Below are 16,756 nucleotides of genomic sequence, written 5' to 3'. Positions count from 1 at the left end.
GGTATAAACCGTTCGTGACCTGCTCGCCGGCCGGACCCGAAATCCACAAGCGCGCGGACGACCGGAGGGCGGTATGGACGACCCCCTCGCACGGTACGAGCCGCTGATAGACGACTACGAGACATTCCGGGCCGCCTGCGACCGGCCGCTGCCGCAGGTGGTCCGGGTGAACACGCTGAAGACAAGCGTTGATCGTGCCGAGCGCGCGCTCGCGGACTCCCCGCTCGGCTACGAGTCGGTCGGCTGGCACGACGGACTGTTTGCCGTCGACGGCAAGCCCGGCAACACGTGGCCGTATGTCCACGGCTGGCTCTACGGGCAGGAGGAAGTGTCGGCGTTGCCAGGGCTGATCTGTGACCCAGCCCCCGGTGAGCGGGTGTTCGACCCCTGTGCGGCTCCTGGCTCGAAGACGACCCACCTCGCGGCGCTGATGGACGACGAGGGACTGTTAGTCGCCAACGACTCTAGCCTGGGGCGGCTGTCAGCGCTCCGGTCAAACGCCGAGCAGTGCGGGCTGACGAACGTCGCGGTGACGAAGTCGGACGCGCGCAACTTCTCGCTCAAACCGTTCGATGGCACACTGTTCGACCGGAGCGTTGTCGATGTTCCCTGTTCGTGTGAGGGGACGGTCCGCAAGAACCCGGACGCGCTCGACGAGTGGTCTCTCGATCACGTCGAAGGAGTCGCAGGCGTCCAGCGGGGCATCCTCGGGCGGGCAATCGAGGTTACACAGGCCGGTGGCACCGTTGTTTACTCTACGTGTACGTTCGCTCCCGAGGAAAACGAGGCAGTACTCGATTACGCGCTTGAGGAGTACGATGTCTCCGTCCGCAACATCGAGGTCCCCCTTGAGACGCGGTCAGGTGTCACGGAATGGGGTGGCGACACGTACGACCCCGCTGTGGCGCGGGCCAGGCGGGTGTACCCGCACCTCAATGACACGGGCGGGTTCTTTTGTGCGAAACTGGAGGTGAGAGCATGAGAACTAATGACGGGAGTCAGTTCGGGCGGCTGCCGGCGACAGACGCCGACCGCGAGGTGACCGACAGACCCTCGCGGGCAGCCGTCGTTGACTACTGGGCCGACCGGTTCGGGATTCCCCGGACAACATGGGACAGCTACTCGTTCTGGGAGCGCGGGTCAGGGAAAATATGGGCGTTCAACGGTGAACTGCCATCACCGGTTCGCATCGAGGGGCTCGGGATGGTCGTTCTGCGAACAGGTGGTGACCACTGGAAGCCGACCACAAACGCGGTCCAACGGTTCGGCAGCCGTGCGACCAACTGTGTCGTTCACCTCTCGCAGCCGGAGGCACAGGCGTTTCTCGCTGGCCACGACCAGGAACTCGAGTGGGAGGGCGACTGGGGATATCTCGTCGTCAGTCATGAACTGGCCGGCGACCCCGAACCAATCGGCGTCGGGCTCTATCTTCACGGCGAATTGCGCTCGCAGTTACCGAAGGGAAAGCGACGTGATCTATAACGGCAGGCTGATTGTCCAGCCGCGTGCAGGCGGAGTATGGACCGGCGGTTTCTCGCGACGGTCGCCGCGGCGGTCGTACTTCTGGCGGCCGGCGGTGCCGTCGGTGTCATCGTCGGTGGGGCCGGACTGTTCGACCGTCAGCCGCGGGTTGACCCCACCGTTACCGCATTTAACAGCAGCGACGCCCGGTGTGCGGAAGCGCCAGCCAGCGAGCCGCGGGTCGACGCCGGCAACACGACCCGCGGCACCTTCCTCATAATTCGGGCGAATCTGACCGTCTCCGGGCCCGACAGTCGTCTTAAGAACGCCACGCTCGCCGAGACTGGCCTCGCCAACTACACACTCACCTACGAGGGGGCCGCCGGCGATGGCACCTGTCCTGACGGCGAACGTGCGGTCGTCTCCACGTACGTCGCCTTCCAGGTACCACACCGTGGCGGCGAGCCGTTCGGGGTCACCGTCCGCTACCGCAATCGCGTACTCTTCGAACTGCGTAACGGGCCGAGTGGCGTGGCCGTCACTCGGTCTTCGGCGTGACGGTACCGCCCGCCAGTCCTTCCCACGCGACCCGGTAGCCGAGTGCCGACAGCGCCGCGCTGGTGTCGTCGATGCCGACCTCGTTGAGGATGGCCTCCGCATCCGATAGCGCCATCCCTGACTCGATTCGCCCGCCGGCCTGTTCAAGGACTGCTGGCCGGACGAGCGTGCGGCCGATGAGGTTGTGCTCCGGAAACGAAACGTCTGCAAGTGCCGACTCACTCACGCCACGGTCGGACGCAAGGTCAGCGAGCGTCACTACATCTGCCTCGGGGACGAGGACTTCAGGAAGTTGTGCGGCGGCGTTCGCCACGAGTTCGCGCTCGTACTCGCGTAACGCGTCGACGACATTCTTCACGCGGACCGTCTCTGAGTAGGGGATGGCCCCGTCGGTAAGCTCCTCCACCGTCTCGCCGACGCCGAGCGATTCGTCGACGGCGACCAGGAAGGCCACATCCTCGAGTTCGCGGAACCGCGACAGCTTCTTTTCGACGTACTCGGGTGTCCAGAACCCCATTATCTCGAAGAAGACACGGAAGGAGGTGTCGGCGCCCCCAGGCCGCCAGTCGAACGCGAAGTCCGGAATAACGACGTGTTCGCCGGCTGCCAGCGGCTCCGGCTCGCGGACGAGCTGCCAGTCTAACTCAAGGGAACCGAACCGCGCAGCGAAGTCCGCCTCGACAGTTGAATCAAACGTCATCTCTGTCACCGGCTCTGTCCCCGGCACTGTCACGTCCCCGTCGGATAGCTGGAGCGTCCGCTCGGTGCCTCTGTCGTCCACGGTCGCCTCCAGCGACCACGAGCCAGAGAGGGCGACCGTCCGCAGCAGGCGGGCGAACCGTGTCCCATAGCGACGTGACCGGCGGAATAGCGCATCTGGGCCCGTTATCACCACCTCGCGGCCCTCGCCCGTGCGGCGTATTTCATACAGCAGTCGGAGCCGCTTCACCGCCGAGATGAGTGTCTTTGGGTCTGAGGAGCGCACGCGTAGCTCTGTCGCATCGAACAGTGCCGTCGCTGCCAACGAGAGGTCGTACTGCTTGCAGAGGTCGGCGGAGCCCCATCGCGGGTCGAACTGGACGAGGCGCTGATTCTGCTCGCGGTCAGCGAACAGCGACGCTGCTACGTCGTCCGGATTAGCGTCCAGCCGGTCGCCGGCGGCTGCCAGCGCCTGCTCGCGGTCCCGTTCGGTGATGACGCCGACGGCTTCGCCGGCCTCGAAGGCGGCTCGTCGGGCCCGCTCGGGATCGACCGGCGCGCGTGTCTCGAAGACCGCCTCGCGCTCGACCAGGTAGGCCAGCCCGCGGACGAGTTTGAAATCCGTGGCCTCTCGCTCGAGGTCAGTCAGCGCGGCCTTGAGACGCCTCTGCGGCTCGCCGATATGCTCGTGGTAGGTCTCGATGACCCGCGCGGCTAATTCGCGAGCGCACTCGTCGTCGTCGATGAATTTCGGCTGATAGCCGCCACCAACTCGCGAGACGCGAAGCAAGTCCTTCCGAAGCATCAGCGCCTCCGGTCTGCGACCCGCTCCTCAGCAGTCGCCTCAGTTACCAGTTCGTACAGTACCGCGCGGTCCCGCTTGGACGATGGCCGGAGGATGCGCCCGAGCCGCTGGGTGAACTCGCGTTCGCTGCCGGACCCCGACAGCAGCACCGCGACGTTGGCGTCCGGCACGTCGACCCCTTCGTCAAGCACGTTCGCGGCCACGATCCGCGAATAAGTGCCGTCGCGAAACCGTTCGAGTATCTCGCGGCGCTCTGCAGCGCCTGTCTCGCTCGTAATCGCCGGCAGGAGAAAGCGGTCCGAGAGGCGGTAGACGAGGTCTGTGTGGGCAGTAAAAACGATGACGCGGTCGTCGGCGTGGCGGGCCAGCAGGTCTGCCAGCCGGTCGACCTTCGCGTCGGCGTTCATCATCACTTCGCGGGCGCGCTGCTTGGCGAGAAGCGCACGCCGTGCCTCGGGATCGCTGCCGGAGCGTTTCACCAGCTTCTGATAGTCCGACCCCGATTGCATCTGGATATTCGAGGCCCGCAGGTAGTCGGTGAATACGCTCTGATTCTCTTCGTAGCGCGCCCGTTCCTCGGCAGTCAACTCCACCTCAATGCGTCTGATATCGTATGCTGCAAGGTGTTCGCCAGCGAGCGCCTCGGGCGAAAGTGCATACACCCGCTCACCGACCAGATTGACGACCGCCTCGTGGGCGCCGTCGGGTCGCTCGAGCGTTGCCGTTAGCCCAAGGCGAGCCGGCGCGGCGAGCAGCCGGGCGATATCGCGATAGCCCTCGCCGCCGAGGTGGTGGACCTCATCGAAGACAACGAACCCAAACTGGTCGCCCAGTTCATCGGCTCGTAGGTACGCCGAGTCGTAGGTGGCGACAGTGAGTGGCTCAACCTGCTGGGTGCCGCCGCCCATCTGGCCAACCGGCAGGTCGAACTCGCGGGTCAGCTCACCACGCCACTGCTCAAGCAGATCCACCGTCGGGACGACGACGAGCGTCGGCGTCTCCAAGGTTGCGATGGCGGCGAGAGCAATAACCGTCTTGCCGCTGCCCGTGGGTAACTCGAGGACGCCCTGATAATCGGCTGTCTCCCATGCGTCGAGGGCAGCTTGCTGGTAGTCGCGCAGTTCGTAACTCGACTCTAACGGACCGATATCGGCCAGCGACAGCACGCGGTCATCTACGTCCACGGCGAGGGGCGCGAGGGCGTCACGCAGTCGGGCGTACTCGTGGCCTGGAGCACGGCCGGACTGCGACCGGGGGTCGTACTCGACAGCCGGCAGCGGCGTCCCGGGATCGCCGTCTACCCGGATAGTCCCCTCCTCGTAGGTCAGGACGACCGACATCGTCGGGATTGGGGGATGAGCCAGTATAAGTCCGCTGCGTCGGCTGGCTTTCTACACCCTTTTACCGCCGGCCAACTTCCGTGGAGACATGAGCGAGGAGCAGGCCGCAGCGCCTGAGGAGTCCGACGCGGCCGAACCGACCGACGAGCCGGACGCGGAGCTGGTCGATCGAGTCGCAGAGGCTGAAGCCGAGGAGACAGCCCGCGAGGTGGCCGAATTGCGTGCCCGTGTCGAAGAACTCGAAGCGGAGCTCGCTGACGAGCGCGAGCGGGCCGACGAACTCGAGTCGAAGCTGAAGCGCAAGCAGGCGGACTTCCAGAACTTCAAGAAGCGACAGCAACAGAAGACCGAGGAGGCGCGCCAGCGCGCGACAGAGGATCTCGTTGAGCGACTGGTCGATGTCCGCGACAACTTAGTTCGTGCGCTCGAACAGGAGGAGGGCGCCGATATCCGCGACGGCGTAGAGACGACGCTGCGGGGCTTCGACGACGTACTCGATGCGGAAGGGGTCGAACCCATCGAACCCGACCCGGGGACGGAGCTTGATCCGGTCCACCATGAGGCACTGATGCGGGTTGACAGCGACCAGCCGGCTGGCACTGTCGCAGAGGTCCACCGGCCAGGCTACGAGATGGCCGGAAAAGTGCTCCGGCCGGCGCAGGTGACCGTTTCCGACGAGCGCGACGACGGCGACGACTGACTGCGGGCGGTTCGATTTGTACGTGTCGGTCCGCGGGTCGGCCGCGCGGAGAAACCGACCGACGGCAGCCGACTCCTCCGAGCCCGGATTCGCGACATCTAGCAACGTTTAACCGACTCAGCGCGGTAACTACGTGTAACATGGCGAGCAACAAGATTCTCGGTATCGACCTCGGCACCACCAACTCCGCGTTCGCGGTGATGGAAGGTGGCGACCCCGAGATTATCGTGAACAGCGAGGGTGAGCGGACGACGCCCTCGGTGGTCGCGTTCACCGACGATGGCGAGCGACTCGTGGGAAAGCCCGCCAAGAACCAGGCAGTCCAGAACCCCGAGCGGACCATTCAGTCCATTAAGCGGCACATGGGCGAGGAGGATTACACCGTCGATATTGAGGGTGAGGAGTACACGCCCGAGCAGATTTCGGCGATGATCCTTCAGAAAATTAAGCGGGATGCCGAGGAGTACCTCGGCGACGACGTGGAGAAGGCCGTCATCACGGTGCCGGCGTACTTCAACGATCGCCAGCGACAGGCGACGAAGGACGCCGGCGAAATCGCGGGCTTCGAAGTAGAGCGGATCGTCAACGAGCCGACGGCTGCTTCGATGGCCTACGGGCTCGATGACGAGACCGATCAGACGGTTCTCGTCTACGACCTCGGTGGCGGGACGTTCGACGTCTCCATCCTTGAACTTGGAGGGGGAGTCTACGAGGTTGTCGCAACGAACGGCGACAACGACCTCGGAGGCGACGACTGGGACCATGCCATCATCGACTACCTGGCCGACGAGTTCGAGGCCGAGCACGGCATCGACCTTCGCGAAGACCGGCAGGCGCTCCAGCGGCTTACCGAGGCCGCCGAGGAGGCAAAGATAGAGCTATCGAGCCGGAAGGAGACGACGATTACGCTGCCGTTCATCGCCGCGGACGACTCCGGCCCCAAGGACCTTGAGGAGACAATCACCCGGGCAAAGTTCGAGTCGCTCACCTCGGACCTCCTTGAGCGGACGGTCGGTCCGACGGAACAGGCCCTGTCGGACGCCGGCTACTCGAAGGACGACATTGATGAGGTTATCCTCGTAGGGGGCTCCACCCGGATGCCGCAGGTCCAAGAGAAGGTCGAGGAGATGACGGGCCGCGAGCCAAAAAAGAACGTCAACCCCGACGAAGCAGTGGCACTTGGCGCGGCCATCCAGGGCGGCGTCCTCTCGGGTGACGTTGACGACATCGTCCTGCTAGACGTGACGCCTCTCTCGCTGGGTATCGAGGTAAAGGGTGGGCTGTTCGAGCGGCTTATCGAGAAGAACACGACCATCCCGACGGAGGAGTCCAAGGTGTTCACCACCGCCGCCGACAACCAGACGCAGGTGCAGATCCGTGTCTTCCAGGGCGAACGCGAGATTGCCGAGGAGAACGAGCTGCTCGGCGCGTTCCAGCTGACTGGCATCCCACCGGCGCCGGCTGGTACACCCCAGATTGAGGTGACGTTCAACATCGACGAGAACGGTATTGTCAATGTTGAGGCCGAAGATCAGGGCTCTGGCAACAAAGAAGAAATTACCATCGAGGGCGGCGTCGGTCTCTCCGACGAGGAAATCGAGCAGATGCAGGAGGAAGCCGAACAGCATGCCGAAGAGGACCAGAAGCGTCGCGAGTTCGTCGAGGCACGCAATGAGGCCGAGAGTACGATTCAGCGGGCCGAGACGCTTCTCGAGGAGAACGAAGAGGCTGTCGACGACGAACTCCGTTCGGACATCGAGGCCGAAATCGACCGTGTCGAGGAGGCTCTAGAGGAGTACGAAGAGGTCGACAGCGACGAACTCGACGCTGCCTCCGAGGCGCTCACCTCTGCCACGGAGAGTCTTGCCGAGGCGCTCCAAGAGATTGGTAAGCAGATGTATCAAGAGGCCGGTCAGCAGGCAGCCGGTGGCGCCGGCATGGGCGGCATGGGTGGCGCCGGCCCGGGCCCCGGCGCAGGCGCGGGCGGTACCGATCCCGAGGGCGACGACGAGTACGTCGACGCCGACTTCGACGAGGTTGACGAGGACGACGAGGAGTAGTTACCCTGCCTGCAGGTCCAGTGGGTCCTCGAGTTCGCCCGTAATCTGTTCGAAAGCGTCGGTTGCAGTAACCAGCCCAACTATCTCGTCATTCCGCTCGACCAGCGCGAGTTCCTGATTCTCTCGCTGGAGTCGGTCAATGAGTTCACTGACCGGCGTGTCGGCCGCGACAGTCAGTGGCGGCGCCGTCAGTTCCCGTAAATCGAGCGAGCCGTCCGTGAGTTCGTCTAGGTGTCTGAGCACCGCGGGCGTATAGACGATGCCGACGAACTCGTCGATTGACTCGCCAACCAGTGGGAAGCGGACATGTGGTGATTCGGCCATCCGCTCGACGTTGGTCTCGATATCATCCACGGTCGAGACGGCGACGATGTTCTCGCGGTCGATCATGATGTCGGAGACGCGTATCTCGTCAATAGCGAGTGCGTTCAATACTTCGTCGCGACGCTCCGAGGAAACTCCCAGTCCCCGCAGCCGCTCGCTCATATCGCGCATGAGTTCTCCGCGGGTCTCGGGTGGCCTCTCACCCTCCAGCTCCTCGTCGGCCCACGATCGGGCAATCTCGATGCCGAATAACCCAAGTACACCTTTCGCGATGCGGTCGGATAGCAGAATAACCGGCGACATGAGTTTGGTCCACCAGTAGAGCAGCGGTGCGCCGTACCGTGCGACGAATTTCGTCCGTTCGATACCGAGATACGTGGGTGCCTGTTCGCCAACGATAACGTGCAGGAGGTTAATCACCGCCAACGCGAGGACGACGGAGAGGGCGGTGTGACCCCCGCTTCCACCAGCGAGTCCGAGCGCACGAACCGCCGGATCAAGAACGGCCGCCAGTGCTGGCTCTGCGACCACCCCGAGTCCGACACTCGAGACTGTGATACCGACCTGACAGCCAGAGAGATATATTTCGAGTCGCTCTGTCATCTCCCAAGCGCGTGTCAGTCCAAGGCCCTCGAACTCCGACTCGGCGAACTGCCGGACGCGCGTTAGCGCAAACTCTGTCGTGACGAAGAAACCGTTCGAAAGCAGGAGGAGCGCGCCACCCCCGAGCCGGAGCGCGGTCACGAGGTCGACCATACGCCGCGTAGTCAGGGGGGTCGGATAAGTTTCCGTCTCAGAGCGCGTCGCCGCCGTACTGGATAGTGAGTCCCTCCGCCTCGTAGATGTCGATGAGTTCGGTCACAACCTCGTCGTAGCTCATGTCATCGATGCGCAGTGCGTCGAGCCGTTCGAGTGTCTCTTCGGACAGTTCGACCTGCGGCATAAGCGATGCTACGCCAAGGGTAGACAAAAATCTCCGGGGCATTACTCCGCCTCGTGAAGCCGCTCGCCACGGTGGAGCCGGGTCGCGATGGAGAACGTCTGTTCGTGTTCCCGGCGGGTGGGGAAGTGAGCGGCCATGTAGCGGGCCGGCGCGACGAGCGCCAGCTGTGCTTCCCAGTCTGCGTCTGGTCGGGTGGCCAGCGCATCGTATCGCTCAAGCCCCCACATGACGTTCTGGAGTGTGTGGAACCCGGCATCCTCGCGGAGCAGTCCTCGGCCGAGTGTCTGCTTGAGCGCGGCCGGGTCGCCGCCGGCATCGAAGTGCTCCACGACGAGCGAACCCGCGCGATTCACCTGCCCCTGTTCGTCGAAGCAGTCGAGTAGGTCCTCCCGGACCGTCGTAGGATCGCGGTCGGAGCCGTCCGACTCCGGCTCCGGCACAGGCGCCCGAGGACTGTTGAGGAAACGATCGAGATAGACAGAAATGGCCGCGTCGAAACAGCCGCGGTAGAGCGCGTCTGTGCTCGTTCTGCCCGTTGCCTCGTACACTGCGTTAGCGTACGAGAACGTGTGGTGGACCGTGTTCCAGTCGCTGAACTCGTTGTTGGTCGAGAACCACGCCACTCGGCGGGTCGCCGCCCGGACGACGGCGTCGGCCAGTTCTCGCCGGGTCGCTCCTACCCGGATGGCGCCAGTCAGTGCCTCAAGGATGGCCTCTGGGTCGTCCGACAGTAGCGTGTCAACGAAGCCCTCCGGCTCCGTCCAGTCGCGACCCGCGCCGGCAGCAACGCAGTCGTCGAGTCGCTCGGCTGCGTCGAAACAGAGTCCTGCGACGTCGACAGGCGTCCGCCACGAGGAGAGTTCCTCGGCGCGGGTTGCCTCTGTAAGCCGCTCGACGGTAGAGGCGAGCACCCGTGCGGCGTTGGGCTCATCGCGGTCACCGCCGCCAACCCAGCCGAGATGGTCTAGCGTCGCGAAGGCCGTGTTGAGGAAGTCAAGCGTATGGCCAGCGTCGAGGTACAGCGAGTCAGTGGCGGCAGTGAAAACGATGTCAGCGACGTCGGCGGGATCGAGCGTCTCGACGGCGGTGAGTAGACACCGCTCGGCGCCGTCGGCATCCCGTACCTCAACCGTGTCGCGAAACCACGACCGAAGCCGCGCCTTCGAGAGATCACGATTGTCGAAGGCATATCCCTGGAACCGAGGCGGCTCGCCGGCACACTCGTCTGCCACCTCCCGGACGCCAAGGTACATCGCGCGGCGCCGGTCGCGACCACCGACTTGCCCGTAGAGTGTCGCAGCACAGCCAAGCGTCGTCAGTCCGCGTCCCCACCCTGAGGCGCGGTATTTCGTCCCGAAGTCAACAGCTGTCTGGAGCGGCGTGTGGAAGCCGTCGACCGCCTCGGAGTCGACATCGTCTAGCCCGACGACAGCCTTCGCCATCACGAGCGGGATATTCTCGTGGAGGCCATCGGCGAGACGGTTGCGCCACCGCACACCAGGAGACACGTCGGTCGGCGGGTCGGGATCAAGATATACTTGATTGTCGCCCTCCTCGTCGCGGATTTCCGTCGGGAACGTCTGGACATCATCTGCCCACGGGTCGAACGTGTCCCCCTCGGCCAGCTCAAAGCGGGCGTGATGCCAGTGACAGGTGAGCATCCCTTCCTCAACGGTACCCTCTGAGAGGGGAAAGCCCATGTGTGGACACCGGTTGTCAACAGCGTAAATATCGCCGTCATGGTGGAACAGCGCGACTGCGCGGTTGTCGACCCGCACGACTGTTCGTCCGGTTTCGGCGAGGTCCGCCAGCGAGGCGACGTGAACCATTCCGCCGTGCTCGTCGGTCGCCATGCGTCATCGTTCCACATGGAGACACTTGATGGCTCGCTGAAGCGGCCTTCTGTACGCGAGCCGTCAGGTCCGGCAGGTAGTTACGTCTCGACCGGTGGCGCGGTATCCTCAATGCCAGTTATCTGGATGCGGACGCCGTCTTCGTACTCCGGGTCAAGGGCAGTCTGCCAGCCGTGGACGGTGGCAAGTGTACGGACGTTTGGGAGCAGCATTCCCGCTTTCGCGGAAGGAACAGCGGCGTTATAATTGAGGGCAGCCTCACACCGATCATTCGGGATTGGGTCTCCGTCGGTGGTGATTGTGAGTTCCCCGGCCTCATACCCAATGGTCACGTTGTCAGCGCCGGTGACGCTCGCGAACTCGAAGGCGGCGTCAAACAGCGCTGTCAACCGGTCCGGTGAGGCAGTCACCGTTCCGCTCTGCTCTACGGTGAGCGTGAGCCCCTCTGGGGTGGTTCGCTCCCAGGCCGCCCGGACGGTCTGCTCGAGGTCGCACGGTTTCGTCTCATCAAGAGTCTGGCCATAACGGGCGAGCGTCGTGAGGTCGCCCACGATACCGGCCATCCGCGCGCTGGTCCGTTCGATGACCGCGAGCGCGTCGTCAGTCGACTCGTCGTCTGCGTGCTCGCGGGCAATCTCCGCGTACCCCTCGATAAGACTCACAGTGTTGCGCAGCTCGTGGTCGACAGCCGCTGCGAAATCGTCGAGCTGTGCGTTCTGTCGCGTGAGTTCCCGACGGTTCCGTTCAAGCTCCGTCACGTCTGTGAGCACGAGCACACAGCCGACCCGCACGGCCCCGACGGTGAGTTCGCTTGTTCGGCGAACGAAGTACCGCTCTCTGCCGTCTGTTGAGATGCTCACCACCTCCGACTCGTCAGGGGTCGCCGTCAGTTGTGCAGCGACGTCCGTCAGCGGCTGGCCGACGGCCCCCTCTAGACTCGGAAACAGCGCCGGCGCAGCCTCGTTGTACTCGAGCACTCTGTCTTCATCATCAAGTACGACTACAGGGTCTGCAATCTCGTCGAACAGCTGCTCGCGGCCGAACCGGCGGACAGAGGTGAACTTCTCCTCAACAAAATAGAGCACACCGAGCGCGAACAGCGCGACGCCGATAGGTTCGTAGCTCAGGTCGAGTATCGCCACCCCAGGTACAATGGCAGCGACGCTCGGGAGCACCGGTAGTGCTGCGAAGCCGACGGTGACCCACAGCGACTCTGTGCTATACCCCGAGCGGCGTAGCACTTGGAAGAGCATGAGAAAACCAGCAGCCGACAGCAGGTACGCGAGCACGGTGGTCAGCCAATTGAGTAGCGATCGCTGGATAACTAAGTGAGGGAACGGCGTCGGATCCAGCGTCGCCGCGAAGTAGAGCCCATGTACCGGGTTGGTGAACTTGAGGCCGACGACAGTGAGATAGCAGGCGACAGCGAGTGCTCGGAGTGTCGGATTGTGATGGTAGCGACGGCCGGAGTAAGCCGAACAGAAGTAGAGCCATGGAAAGACGGTAGCGAAGCCAAAGGCAAGGCCGATAGTGTAGAGGCTGGTTTTCACAGCCAGCGAGCCAGCGATTACCTGCCCGACTGTCAGAAGCGCCCAACCGCCACACGTGACGAGCAGCGCGACGAGGCCCCGACGGGTGTCTGCGTCGGAGAGTCGCCGCGCTCGCGGAATAACGCCGAGACAGACAACTCCGGCAAACGCGAATAGTACCGCGTACCCGAGTCGCGCCGGGTCCATTAGTCCTTCTATGTGGCTACCCCGAATGGGTCTTTCGCCTGTGGCGGTCCAGACCCGTTCCTTTCAAACGTCTCCGCGGGCTATCCAGCGGTAATGAGCGAGGACTTCTACGAGGTGCTCGGGGTCTCGCGTGACGCCTCCGAGGAGGAGATACAGCAGGCGTACCGGGAGAAGGCCCGCGAGTACCACCCGGACGTCTCCGATGACCCGAACGCTGAGGAGAAGTTCAAGAAGGCGAAGAAAGCCAAGGAGGTGCTGACCGACGACGAGAAGCGCCGGATGTACGACCAGATGGGCCACGAGCGGTTCCAACAGGCCGACAAGCGCGGGGCGACCGACGGCGACCGCGGCGCCGGCGGGATGGGCGGCATGGGGGGCGGCAACCCGTTCGGCGGTGGCGGTGGGATGAATGACATCTTTGACCAGTTCTTCGGCGGCGGCGGCCGCGACCGCAACGCCCCCAGACAGGGAGAGGACCTCCGCACCCGGATGAGCATCTCGCTGGAGGCCGCCTACGAAGGCATCACCCGCGAGTTCTCGGTGACGCGCCCAGAGACCTGTCCAGAATGTGACGGGGCCGGCCACCCGCCAGATGCGGACACGCGTACCTGCCCGGAATGTAACGGCCAGGGGCAGACGACGCGCGTCCAACAGACGCCGCTTGGCCGGGTCCAGCAGACGCAGACCTGTCGGCGCTGCGAGGGCGAGGGTCGACTCCACTCGGAGACTTGCGGGACGTGTGGCGGCGACGGCCGCGTCCAGCGGGAAGCCACTCTCCAAGTCGACGTCCCGGCTGGCATCCAAGATGGCCAGAGCCTCCGGATGAGCGGTGAGGGAGCACCTGGTGAGAACGGCGGTCCCAACGGCGATCTACTTATTGAGGTCAGCGTCGAGGGGCATCCTGACTTCGAACGCGATGGCGATGATCTCTATTACGACGCCGCTGTCTCCATCCCGCAGGCCGTATTCGGCGACACCATCGAGGTACCAACGCTCGATGGGTCAGTCGAGATGGATCTTGAGCCGGGCACCCAGTCGGGGGAACGGTTCCGCCTGCAGGGAAAGGGAATGCCCCGGCTCCGCGGGCGCGGCCACGGCGACCTCTACGTCACCGTCCAGGTGGTGACGCCGACCGATCTCAACGAGGAGCAGCGTGAGGCGCTACAGGCGTTCGCCGAGGCTGGCGGGGAGGAGGTCAACGTCGACGAGGGATTCTTCGAGCGTATCCGCAACTCCCTGTAGCGACCGGCAATTTCGCAGACGCCACCGAACCACGCGCTTTTCGCCCCCGCCCGCGTAGTAGAGTTGTGTCTGATCTCGAGTTTGCGACGCTCGCGACCCTGCTCGCGCGCGACCGCCGCTCGGACGCGGTCGCACTCGTCGACGACGCGGCTGATCGCGAATATGACTATCGTCGCGCGCTGACGACAGCCTGGAAGGCGGGGCTGTTCTTCCGCAACGAGGGCGTCCGGGGTGGGATGCGCGTGAGCGTGGCCGACGAACCTATTCCCGAGAGTATTCTCTCGTTTCTCGGCGCGGGGTTGCTGGGCGCAGTGGTCAGCTTCGACGCGCCAGTCGATGCGGAGACCAAAGCGCTCGTCGCTCCGACCGGGCGACTCAACGAGTTCGACGCCGGCCCCGAGACCCGACAGGTCGGCTACGGTGCGGAGCCGACCGACCCTGCGGTCGCCTACTGGGAGCGGGACGTCTGGAGCGAGAACCCGACGCCACCGCCGGACCGGCCTGCCGCCACTGATCCACTGCTCGCAACCGACGGCCGGACCTACAGCCACGGCGACCTGCTCGGGGCGGCTCGAAACGTCGTTGACGAACACGACATCGGGGTCGGCGACCACGTAGCGGTGCGGGCATCGCTTACCGACCCAGGCGTCGTCGCGGCGGGGTTGCTCGCCCCGCTCGCAGCCGGCGGAGTGGTCGTTCTCCGGAGCGAGCGGAGATGCGTATTCGGCGTCGGGGCAGGCCCCGATAAGACGACGATTCTGCCTACGGACCCGCTATAGTCGAAGGTTTTTCCAGGGAGGTCGGTGACGGGTCCGCGTGCGCACACGTCTCGCCGAGGAGGTGTACTACGGCTGGGTCATCGTCGTCGCTTGCTTTTTAGCTGCGGGGGCTCTGTTCGGGCTGACATACTCGTTTAGCGTTTTCTTCGACGCGCTGGCGGCAGAGTTCGCTGTCCCACCAGCCCGCATCTCGCTTGTCTTCGGCGTTCAGACGGCGGTCATTTATATTGGCGGAGTCGGCCTTGGGCGCGGTCTCGACCGGTTCGGGCCGCGAGTGCTGCTCGCCGCAGGCGCGGTCCTACTGACGGGAGGAATGGTGGTAGCCGCGCGTGCAGAGACATACCTCGGACTTGTCGCCGGCTACGGGCTCGCGACAGGTCTCGGAATGGGTTGCTGTTACGTCGTCGCGTACGCTACCGTTCCGAGGTGGTTCCAGCGACGCCGCGGACTCGCCACCGGCATCGCCGCCGCCGGATTGGGTGCTGGGCTGCTGGTGGTGACTCCGACGGCCTCATGGCTCGTCGCACAGGTCGGCTGGCGGGGCGCGTTCGACGCGCTCGCAGTCGGCCTGTTCTGCGTGCTTGCGTTCGCGACGTACCTGCTGGCTGCGCAGCCAGCCGCTGTCGGAGCCAATCGCGCCCGGGAGTTCGTCGACGGGGTGGAGACGGTTGGCCGCGACGAATCGGTGCGGAAGACTGTCCTCTCAGTCCCGTTCCTGTTTGTTGTCCTCGGCTGGGGCGGGGTGTATGCGACGCTGTTCGTGCTCGTCAACCATCTTGTCCCGTTCGCGGGCGTGCTCGGCGTCCGTGGCGCCGGCGTGACCGCCATCAGCGCGCTCGGCGTGGGGACCAGCCTCGCACGGCTGGTCGTCGGCTATACCTCAGACCGGACGGACCGCGTGGCCGTCTTCGTCGCCTGTGCGGCGCTAATGGCTAGCTGCCTACTCGTGCTTCCGCTGGCCAGCAGCGCGGCCGCGCTGATTGCCGTCGCCGTCGTCTACGGCGTCGGCTACGGTGGGACGGGCGCGCTGCTGTCGCCGTTCGTCGCCGACTTGTTTGGTGTCGGCGATATCGGGACGCTATACGGATTCGCCTCGATCGCCTTCGCAATTGCAGGCCTCGCAGCACCGCCGCTGGCGACGGCTGGGCTCGGCGCTGTCGGTGACTACACGTCTGTCTTCCTCGCCACAGGACTTGTGGGGCTTGGCGGCGTCGCGTTCGTCGCGGCTGCGGGCTGGACAGCCCCAGGCGGTTGGCGCGGCCGTGTTGACGCGTAGTTTTTAGATGTGGGCCCGTCACACGTGGAGTATGCCAGCACCCGACGTGCAGGCGTTCAACACGGCGAACTGGAGTCTCGACAACAGCTTTCTCGTCCAGCTACAGGACCCCGGTGAACCGTACGAGGCGGCCTGTCCGTTCTACGTCATCGACCACCCAGAAGGGACGGTCGTCGTCGACACAGGGTTAAGTCACGAGATGCTCGACGATCCCGCCGGTTACGGTCCGACCGGCGCGGCGTTTATGGAGGAGTTTCTGCCATATATCGAGTACGACGAGTCGATGCATCCGCGGGCACAGCTCGCGGAGGCGGGCTACGCCCCCGAGGACATCGACTACTTGCTGTTGACGCACCTCCACTCTGACCATGCAGGCCACGTCGACCTGTTCCCCGACGCAGAGGTACTGGTACGGACCGAGGAGCTGCGCCACGCCTTCTGGCCTGTTCCGATACAGGACCTGTTCTATCTCGATGGCGACTTTATGCCACTGCGCTCACCGGAGTTCGATGTGACGGAGGTGGCCGGCGAGTACGACGTGTTCGGCGACGGCAGCGTAATCGCGTTCCCGACGCCGGGCCACACACCGGGCCACCAGTCGGTCCACGTCGATCTCGGCGACGAGGAGGTCATCCTCGCGGCCGATGTCGCCCACCGGAAGGTCGGCTACGAGAACGGGTTCCAGGCGTCGTTCAACTGGGACCTCTCGCAGTCGGTGGAGTCGCTACGAGAGGTGAAATCGCGGGCCCGCCGGACGGGCGCTGACGTGCGCCTGCTCCACGACCGCGGGGACACGAACGCGCTCCGGTAGCTACCGCGCGTCCTCGAGGTCCGACAGGGCGTCGGGGTTCTCGATGGAGGACATGTCGCCGAGCTCCTCGCCGGTGTAGGTGGCCTCGACGGCCCGCCGGATGATTTTCCCCGACTGGGTCTTGGGGAACTCGTCGACGAACAGCACCTCGCGCGGCCGGAACGGCTTG

The 16,756-nt window shown here is 64.6% G+C and carries 15 protein-coding genes; 9 read left to right on the top strand and 6 right to left on the bottom strand.

Annotation, left to right across the window (positions count from 1 at the left end; all coding sequences use genetic code 11):
• Positions 1 to 73: 73 nt before the first annotated feature.
• Genes ABEJ63_RS11055 through ABEJ63_RS11045 form a run of 3 tightly spaced genes read left to right on the top strand, consistent with a single transcriptional unit; the run spans position 74 to position 2,019 of the window.
• A complete protein-coding gene (locus ABEJ63_RS11055; protein ID WP_375796434.1) occupies positions 74 to 982 on the top strand; it encodes an RsmB/NOP family class I SAM-dependent RNA methyltransferase in 909 nt (302 codons plus the stop codon).
• Complete coding sequence (locus ABEJ63_RS11050) at positions 979 to 1,482, top strand: hypothetical protein (RefSeq protein ID WP_375796433.1); 504 nt, start codon at positions 979 to 981, stop codon at positions 1,480 to 1,482. Before ABEJ63_RS11055 ends, ABEJ63_RS11050 begins: the two co-directional genes overlap by 4 nt.
• 36 nt (positions 1,483 to 1,518) lie before the next feature.
• Complete coding sequence (locus tag ABEJ63_RS11045; RefSeq protein WP_375796432.1) at positions 1,519 to 2,019, top strand: hypothetical protein; 501 nt, start codon at positions 1,519 to 1,521, stop codon at positions 2,017 to 2,019.
• On the opposite strand, the gene ABEJ63_RS11040 is transcribed toward ABEJ63_RS11045, so the two are convergent.
• A complete protein-coding gene (locus tag ABEJ63_RS11040; RefSeq protein WP_375796431.1) occupies positions 2,000 to 3,523 on the bottom strand; it encodes a DUF790 family protein in 1,524 nt (507 codons plus the stop codon). The two genes, ABEJ63_RS11045 and ABEJ63_RS11040, sit on opposite strands and share 20 nt — an antisense overlap.
• Positions 3,523 to 4,863, bottom strand: coding sequence for a DEAD/DEAH box helicase family protein (locus tag ABEJ63_RS11035; protein WP_375796430.1), 1,341 nt, complete (start codon positions 4,861 to 4,863; stop codon positions 3,523 to 3,525). Before ABEJ63_RS11035 ends, ABEJ63_RS11040 begins: the two co-directional genes overlap by 1 nt.
• Positions 4,864 to 4,951: 88 nt before the next feature.
• Here ABEJ63_RS11035 and ABEJ63_RS11030 point away from each other — a divergent pair, with 88 nt between their 5' ends.
• Together ABEJ63_RS11030 and dnaK are read left to right on the top strand one after the other, a co-directional pair.
• Positions 4,952 to 5,563, top strand: coding sequence for a nucleotide exchange factor GrpE (locus ABEJ63_RS11030; RefSeq protein ID WP_375796429.1), 612 nt, complete (start codon positions 4,952 to 4,954; stop codon positions 5,561 to 5,563).
• Between the two features lie 140 nt (positions 5,564 to 5,703).
• Positions 5,704 to 7,623: a molecular chaperone DnaK gene (gene dnaK, locus ABEJ63_RS11025; protein ID WP_375796428.1), complete on the top strand. Its 1,920-nt coding sequence runs from the start codon at positions 5,704 to 5,706 to the stop codon at positions 7,621 to 7,623.
• Here dnaK and ABEJ63_RS11020 read toward each other — a convergent pair whose 3' ends face one another.
• The 4 genes from ABEJ63_RS11020 to ABEJ63_RS11005 all read right to left on the bottom strand — a co-directional run bounded on the left by ABEJ63_RS11020 (position 7,624) and on the right by ABEJ63_RS11005 (position 12,479).
• Positions 7,624 to 8,703 carry a CNNM domain-containing protein gene (locus tag ABEJ63_RS11020; protein WP_375796427.1) on the bottom strand — a complete coding sequence of 360 codons (1,080 nt, stop codon included), beginning with the start codon at positions 8,701 to 8,703 and terminating at the stop codon, positions 7,624 to 7,626.
• A 37-nt stretch (positions 8,704 to 8,740) separates the two neighbouring features.
• On the bottom strand, positions 8,741 to 8,890 hold the full coding sequence (locus ABEJ63_RS11015; protein WP_375796426.1) for a hypothetical protein: 150 nt from the start codon (positions 8,888 to 8,890) through the stop codon (positions 8,741 to 8,743).
• 41 nt (positions 8,891 to 8,931) lie between these two features.
• Positions 8,932 to 10,743, bottom strand: a complete 1,812-nt coding sequence (locus tag ABEJ63_RS11010) for a Rieske (2Fe-2S) protein (protein WP_375796425.1) — start codon at positions 10,741 to 10,743, stop codon at positions 8,932 to 8,934.
• Positions 10,744 to 10,823: 80 nt separating this feature from the next.
• On the bottom strand, positions 10,824 to 12,479 hold the full coding sequence (locus ABEJ63_RS11005) for a histidine kinase N-terminal 7TM domain-containing protein (protein WP_375796424.1): 1,656 nt from the start codon (positions 12,477 to 12,479) through the stop codon (positions 10,824 to 10,826).
• Between the two features lie 93 nt (positions 12,480 to 12,572).
• On the opposite strand from ABEJ63_RS11005, the gene dnaJ reads away from it, so the two are divergent.
• The 4 genes from dnaJ to ABEJ63_RS10985 all read left to right on the top strand — a co-directional run bounded on the left by dnaJ (position 12,573) and on the right by ABEJ63_RS10985 (position 16,587).
• Positions 12,573 to 13,721: a molecular chaperone DnaJ gene (gene dnaJ / locus ABEJ63_RS11000; RefSeq protein WP_375796423.1), complete on the top strand. Its 1,149-nt coding sequence runs from the start codon at positions 12,573 to 12,575 to the stop codon at positions 13,719 to 13,721.
• A gap of 65 nt (positions 13,722 to 13,786) precedes the next feature.
• Positions 13,787 to 14,500: an acetyl-CoA synthetase gene (locus tag ABEJ63_RS10995; RefSeq protein ID WP_375796422.1), complete on the top strand. Its 714-nt coding sequence runs from the start codon at positions 13,787 to 13,789 to the stop codon at positions 14,498 to 14,500.
• A 37-nt stretch (positions 14,501 to 14,537) separates the two neighbouring features.
• The gene (locus ABEJ63_RS10990; protein ID WP_375796421.1) at positions 14,538 to 15,776 is read left to right on the top strand and encodes an MFS transporter; all 1,239 of its coding nucleotides are present in this window, start codon (positions 14,538 to 14,540) and stop codon (positions 15,774 to 15,776) included.
• A gap of 31 nt (positions 15,777 to 15,807) precedes the next feature.
• Positions 15,808 to 16,587, top strand: coding sequence for an N-acyl homoserine lactonase family protein (locus ABEJ63_RS10985; protein WP_375796420.1), 780 nt, complete (start codon positions 15,808 to 15,810; stop codon positions 16,585 to 16,587).
• Positions 16,588 to 16,756 lie beyond the last annotated feature (169 nt).

Source organism: Halosegnis sp. (assembly GCF_042216475.1).
Taxonomy (GTDB): Archaea; Halobacteriota; Halobacteria; order Halobacteriales; family Haloarculaceae; genus Halosegnis.
The sequence above is the reverse complement of the archived record's forward strand: the minus strand, read 5'-3'. Positions and strand labels throughout refer to the sequence as shown.

Excerpts from the sequence above, each read along its gene's own strand:
- ABEJ63_RS11030 (WP_375796429.1), top strand. The coding sequence starts at position 4,952 with ATGAGCGAGGAGCAGGCCGCAGCGCCTGAGGAGTCCGACGCGGCCGAA.
- ABEJ63_RS11045 (WP_375796432.1), top strand. The coding sequence starts at position 1,519 with ATGGACCGGCGGTTTCTCGCGACGGTCGCCGCGGCGGTCGTACTTCTG.
- dnaJ (WP_375796423.1), top strand. The coding sequence starts at position 12,573 with ATGAGCGAGGACTTCTACGAGGTGCTCGGGGTCTCGCGTGACGCCTCC.
- ABEJ63_RS11015 (WP_375796426.1), bottom strand. The coding sequence starts at position 8,890 with ATGCCGCAGGTCGAACTGTCCGAAGAGACACTCGAACGGCTCGACGCA.
- ABEJ63_RS11055 (WP_375796434.1), top strand. The coding sequence starts at position 74 with ATGGACGACCCCCTCGCACGGTACGAGCCGCTGATAGACGACTACGAG.
- ABEJ63_RS10985 (WP_375796420.1), top strand. The coding sequence starts at position 15,808 with ATGCCAGCACCCGACGTGCAGGCGTTCAACACGGCGAACTGGAGTCTC.
- dnaK (WP_375796428.1), top strand. The coding sequence starts at position 5,704 with ATGGCGAGCAACAAGATTCTCGGTATCGACCTCGGCACCACCAACTCC.
- ABEJ63_RS11050 (WP_375796433.1), top strand. The coding sequence starts at position 979 with ATGAGAACTAATGACGGGAGTCAGTTCGGGCGGCTGCCGGCGACAGAC.
- ABEJ63_RS11035 (WP_375796430.1), bottom strand. The coding sequence starts at position 4,863 with ATGTCGGTCGTCCTGACCTACGAGGAGGGGACTATCCGGGTAGACGGC.
- ABEJ63_RS11005 (WP_375796424.1), bottom strand. The coding sequence starts at position 12,479 with ATGGACCCGGCGCGACTCGGGTACGCGGTACTATTCGCGTTTGCCGGA.
- ABEJ63_RS11040 (WP_375796431.1), bottom strand. The coding sequence starts at position 3,523 with ATGCTTCGGAAGGACTTGCTTCGCGTCTCGCGAGTTGGTGGCGGCTAT.
- ABEJ63_RS11010 (WP_375796425.1), bottom strand. The coding sequence starts at position 10,743 with ATGGCGACCGACGAGCACGGCGGAATGGTTCACGTCGCCTCGCTGGCG.
- ABEJ63_RS11020 (WP_375796427.1), bottom strand. The coding sequence starts at position 8,703 with ATGGTCGACCTCGTGACCGCGCTCCGGCTCGGGGGTGGCGCGCTCCTC.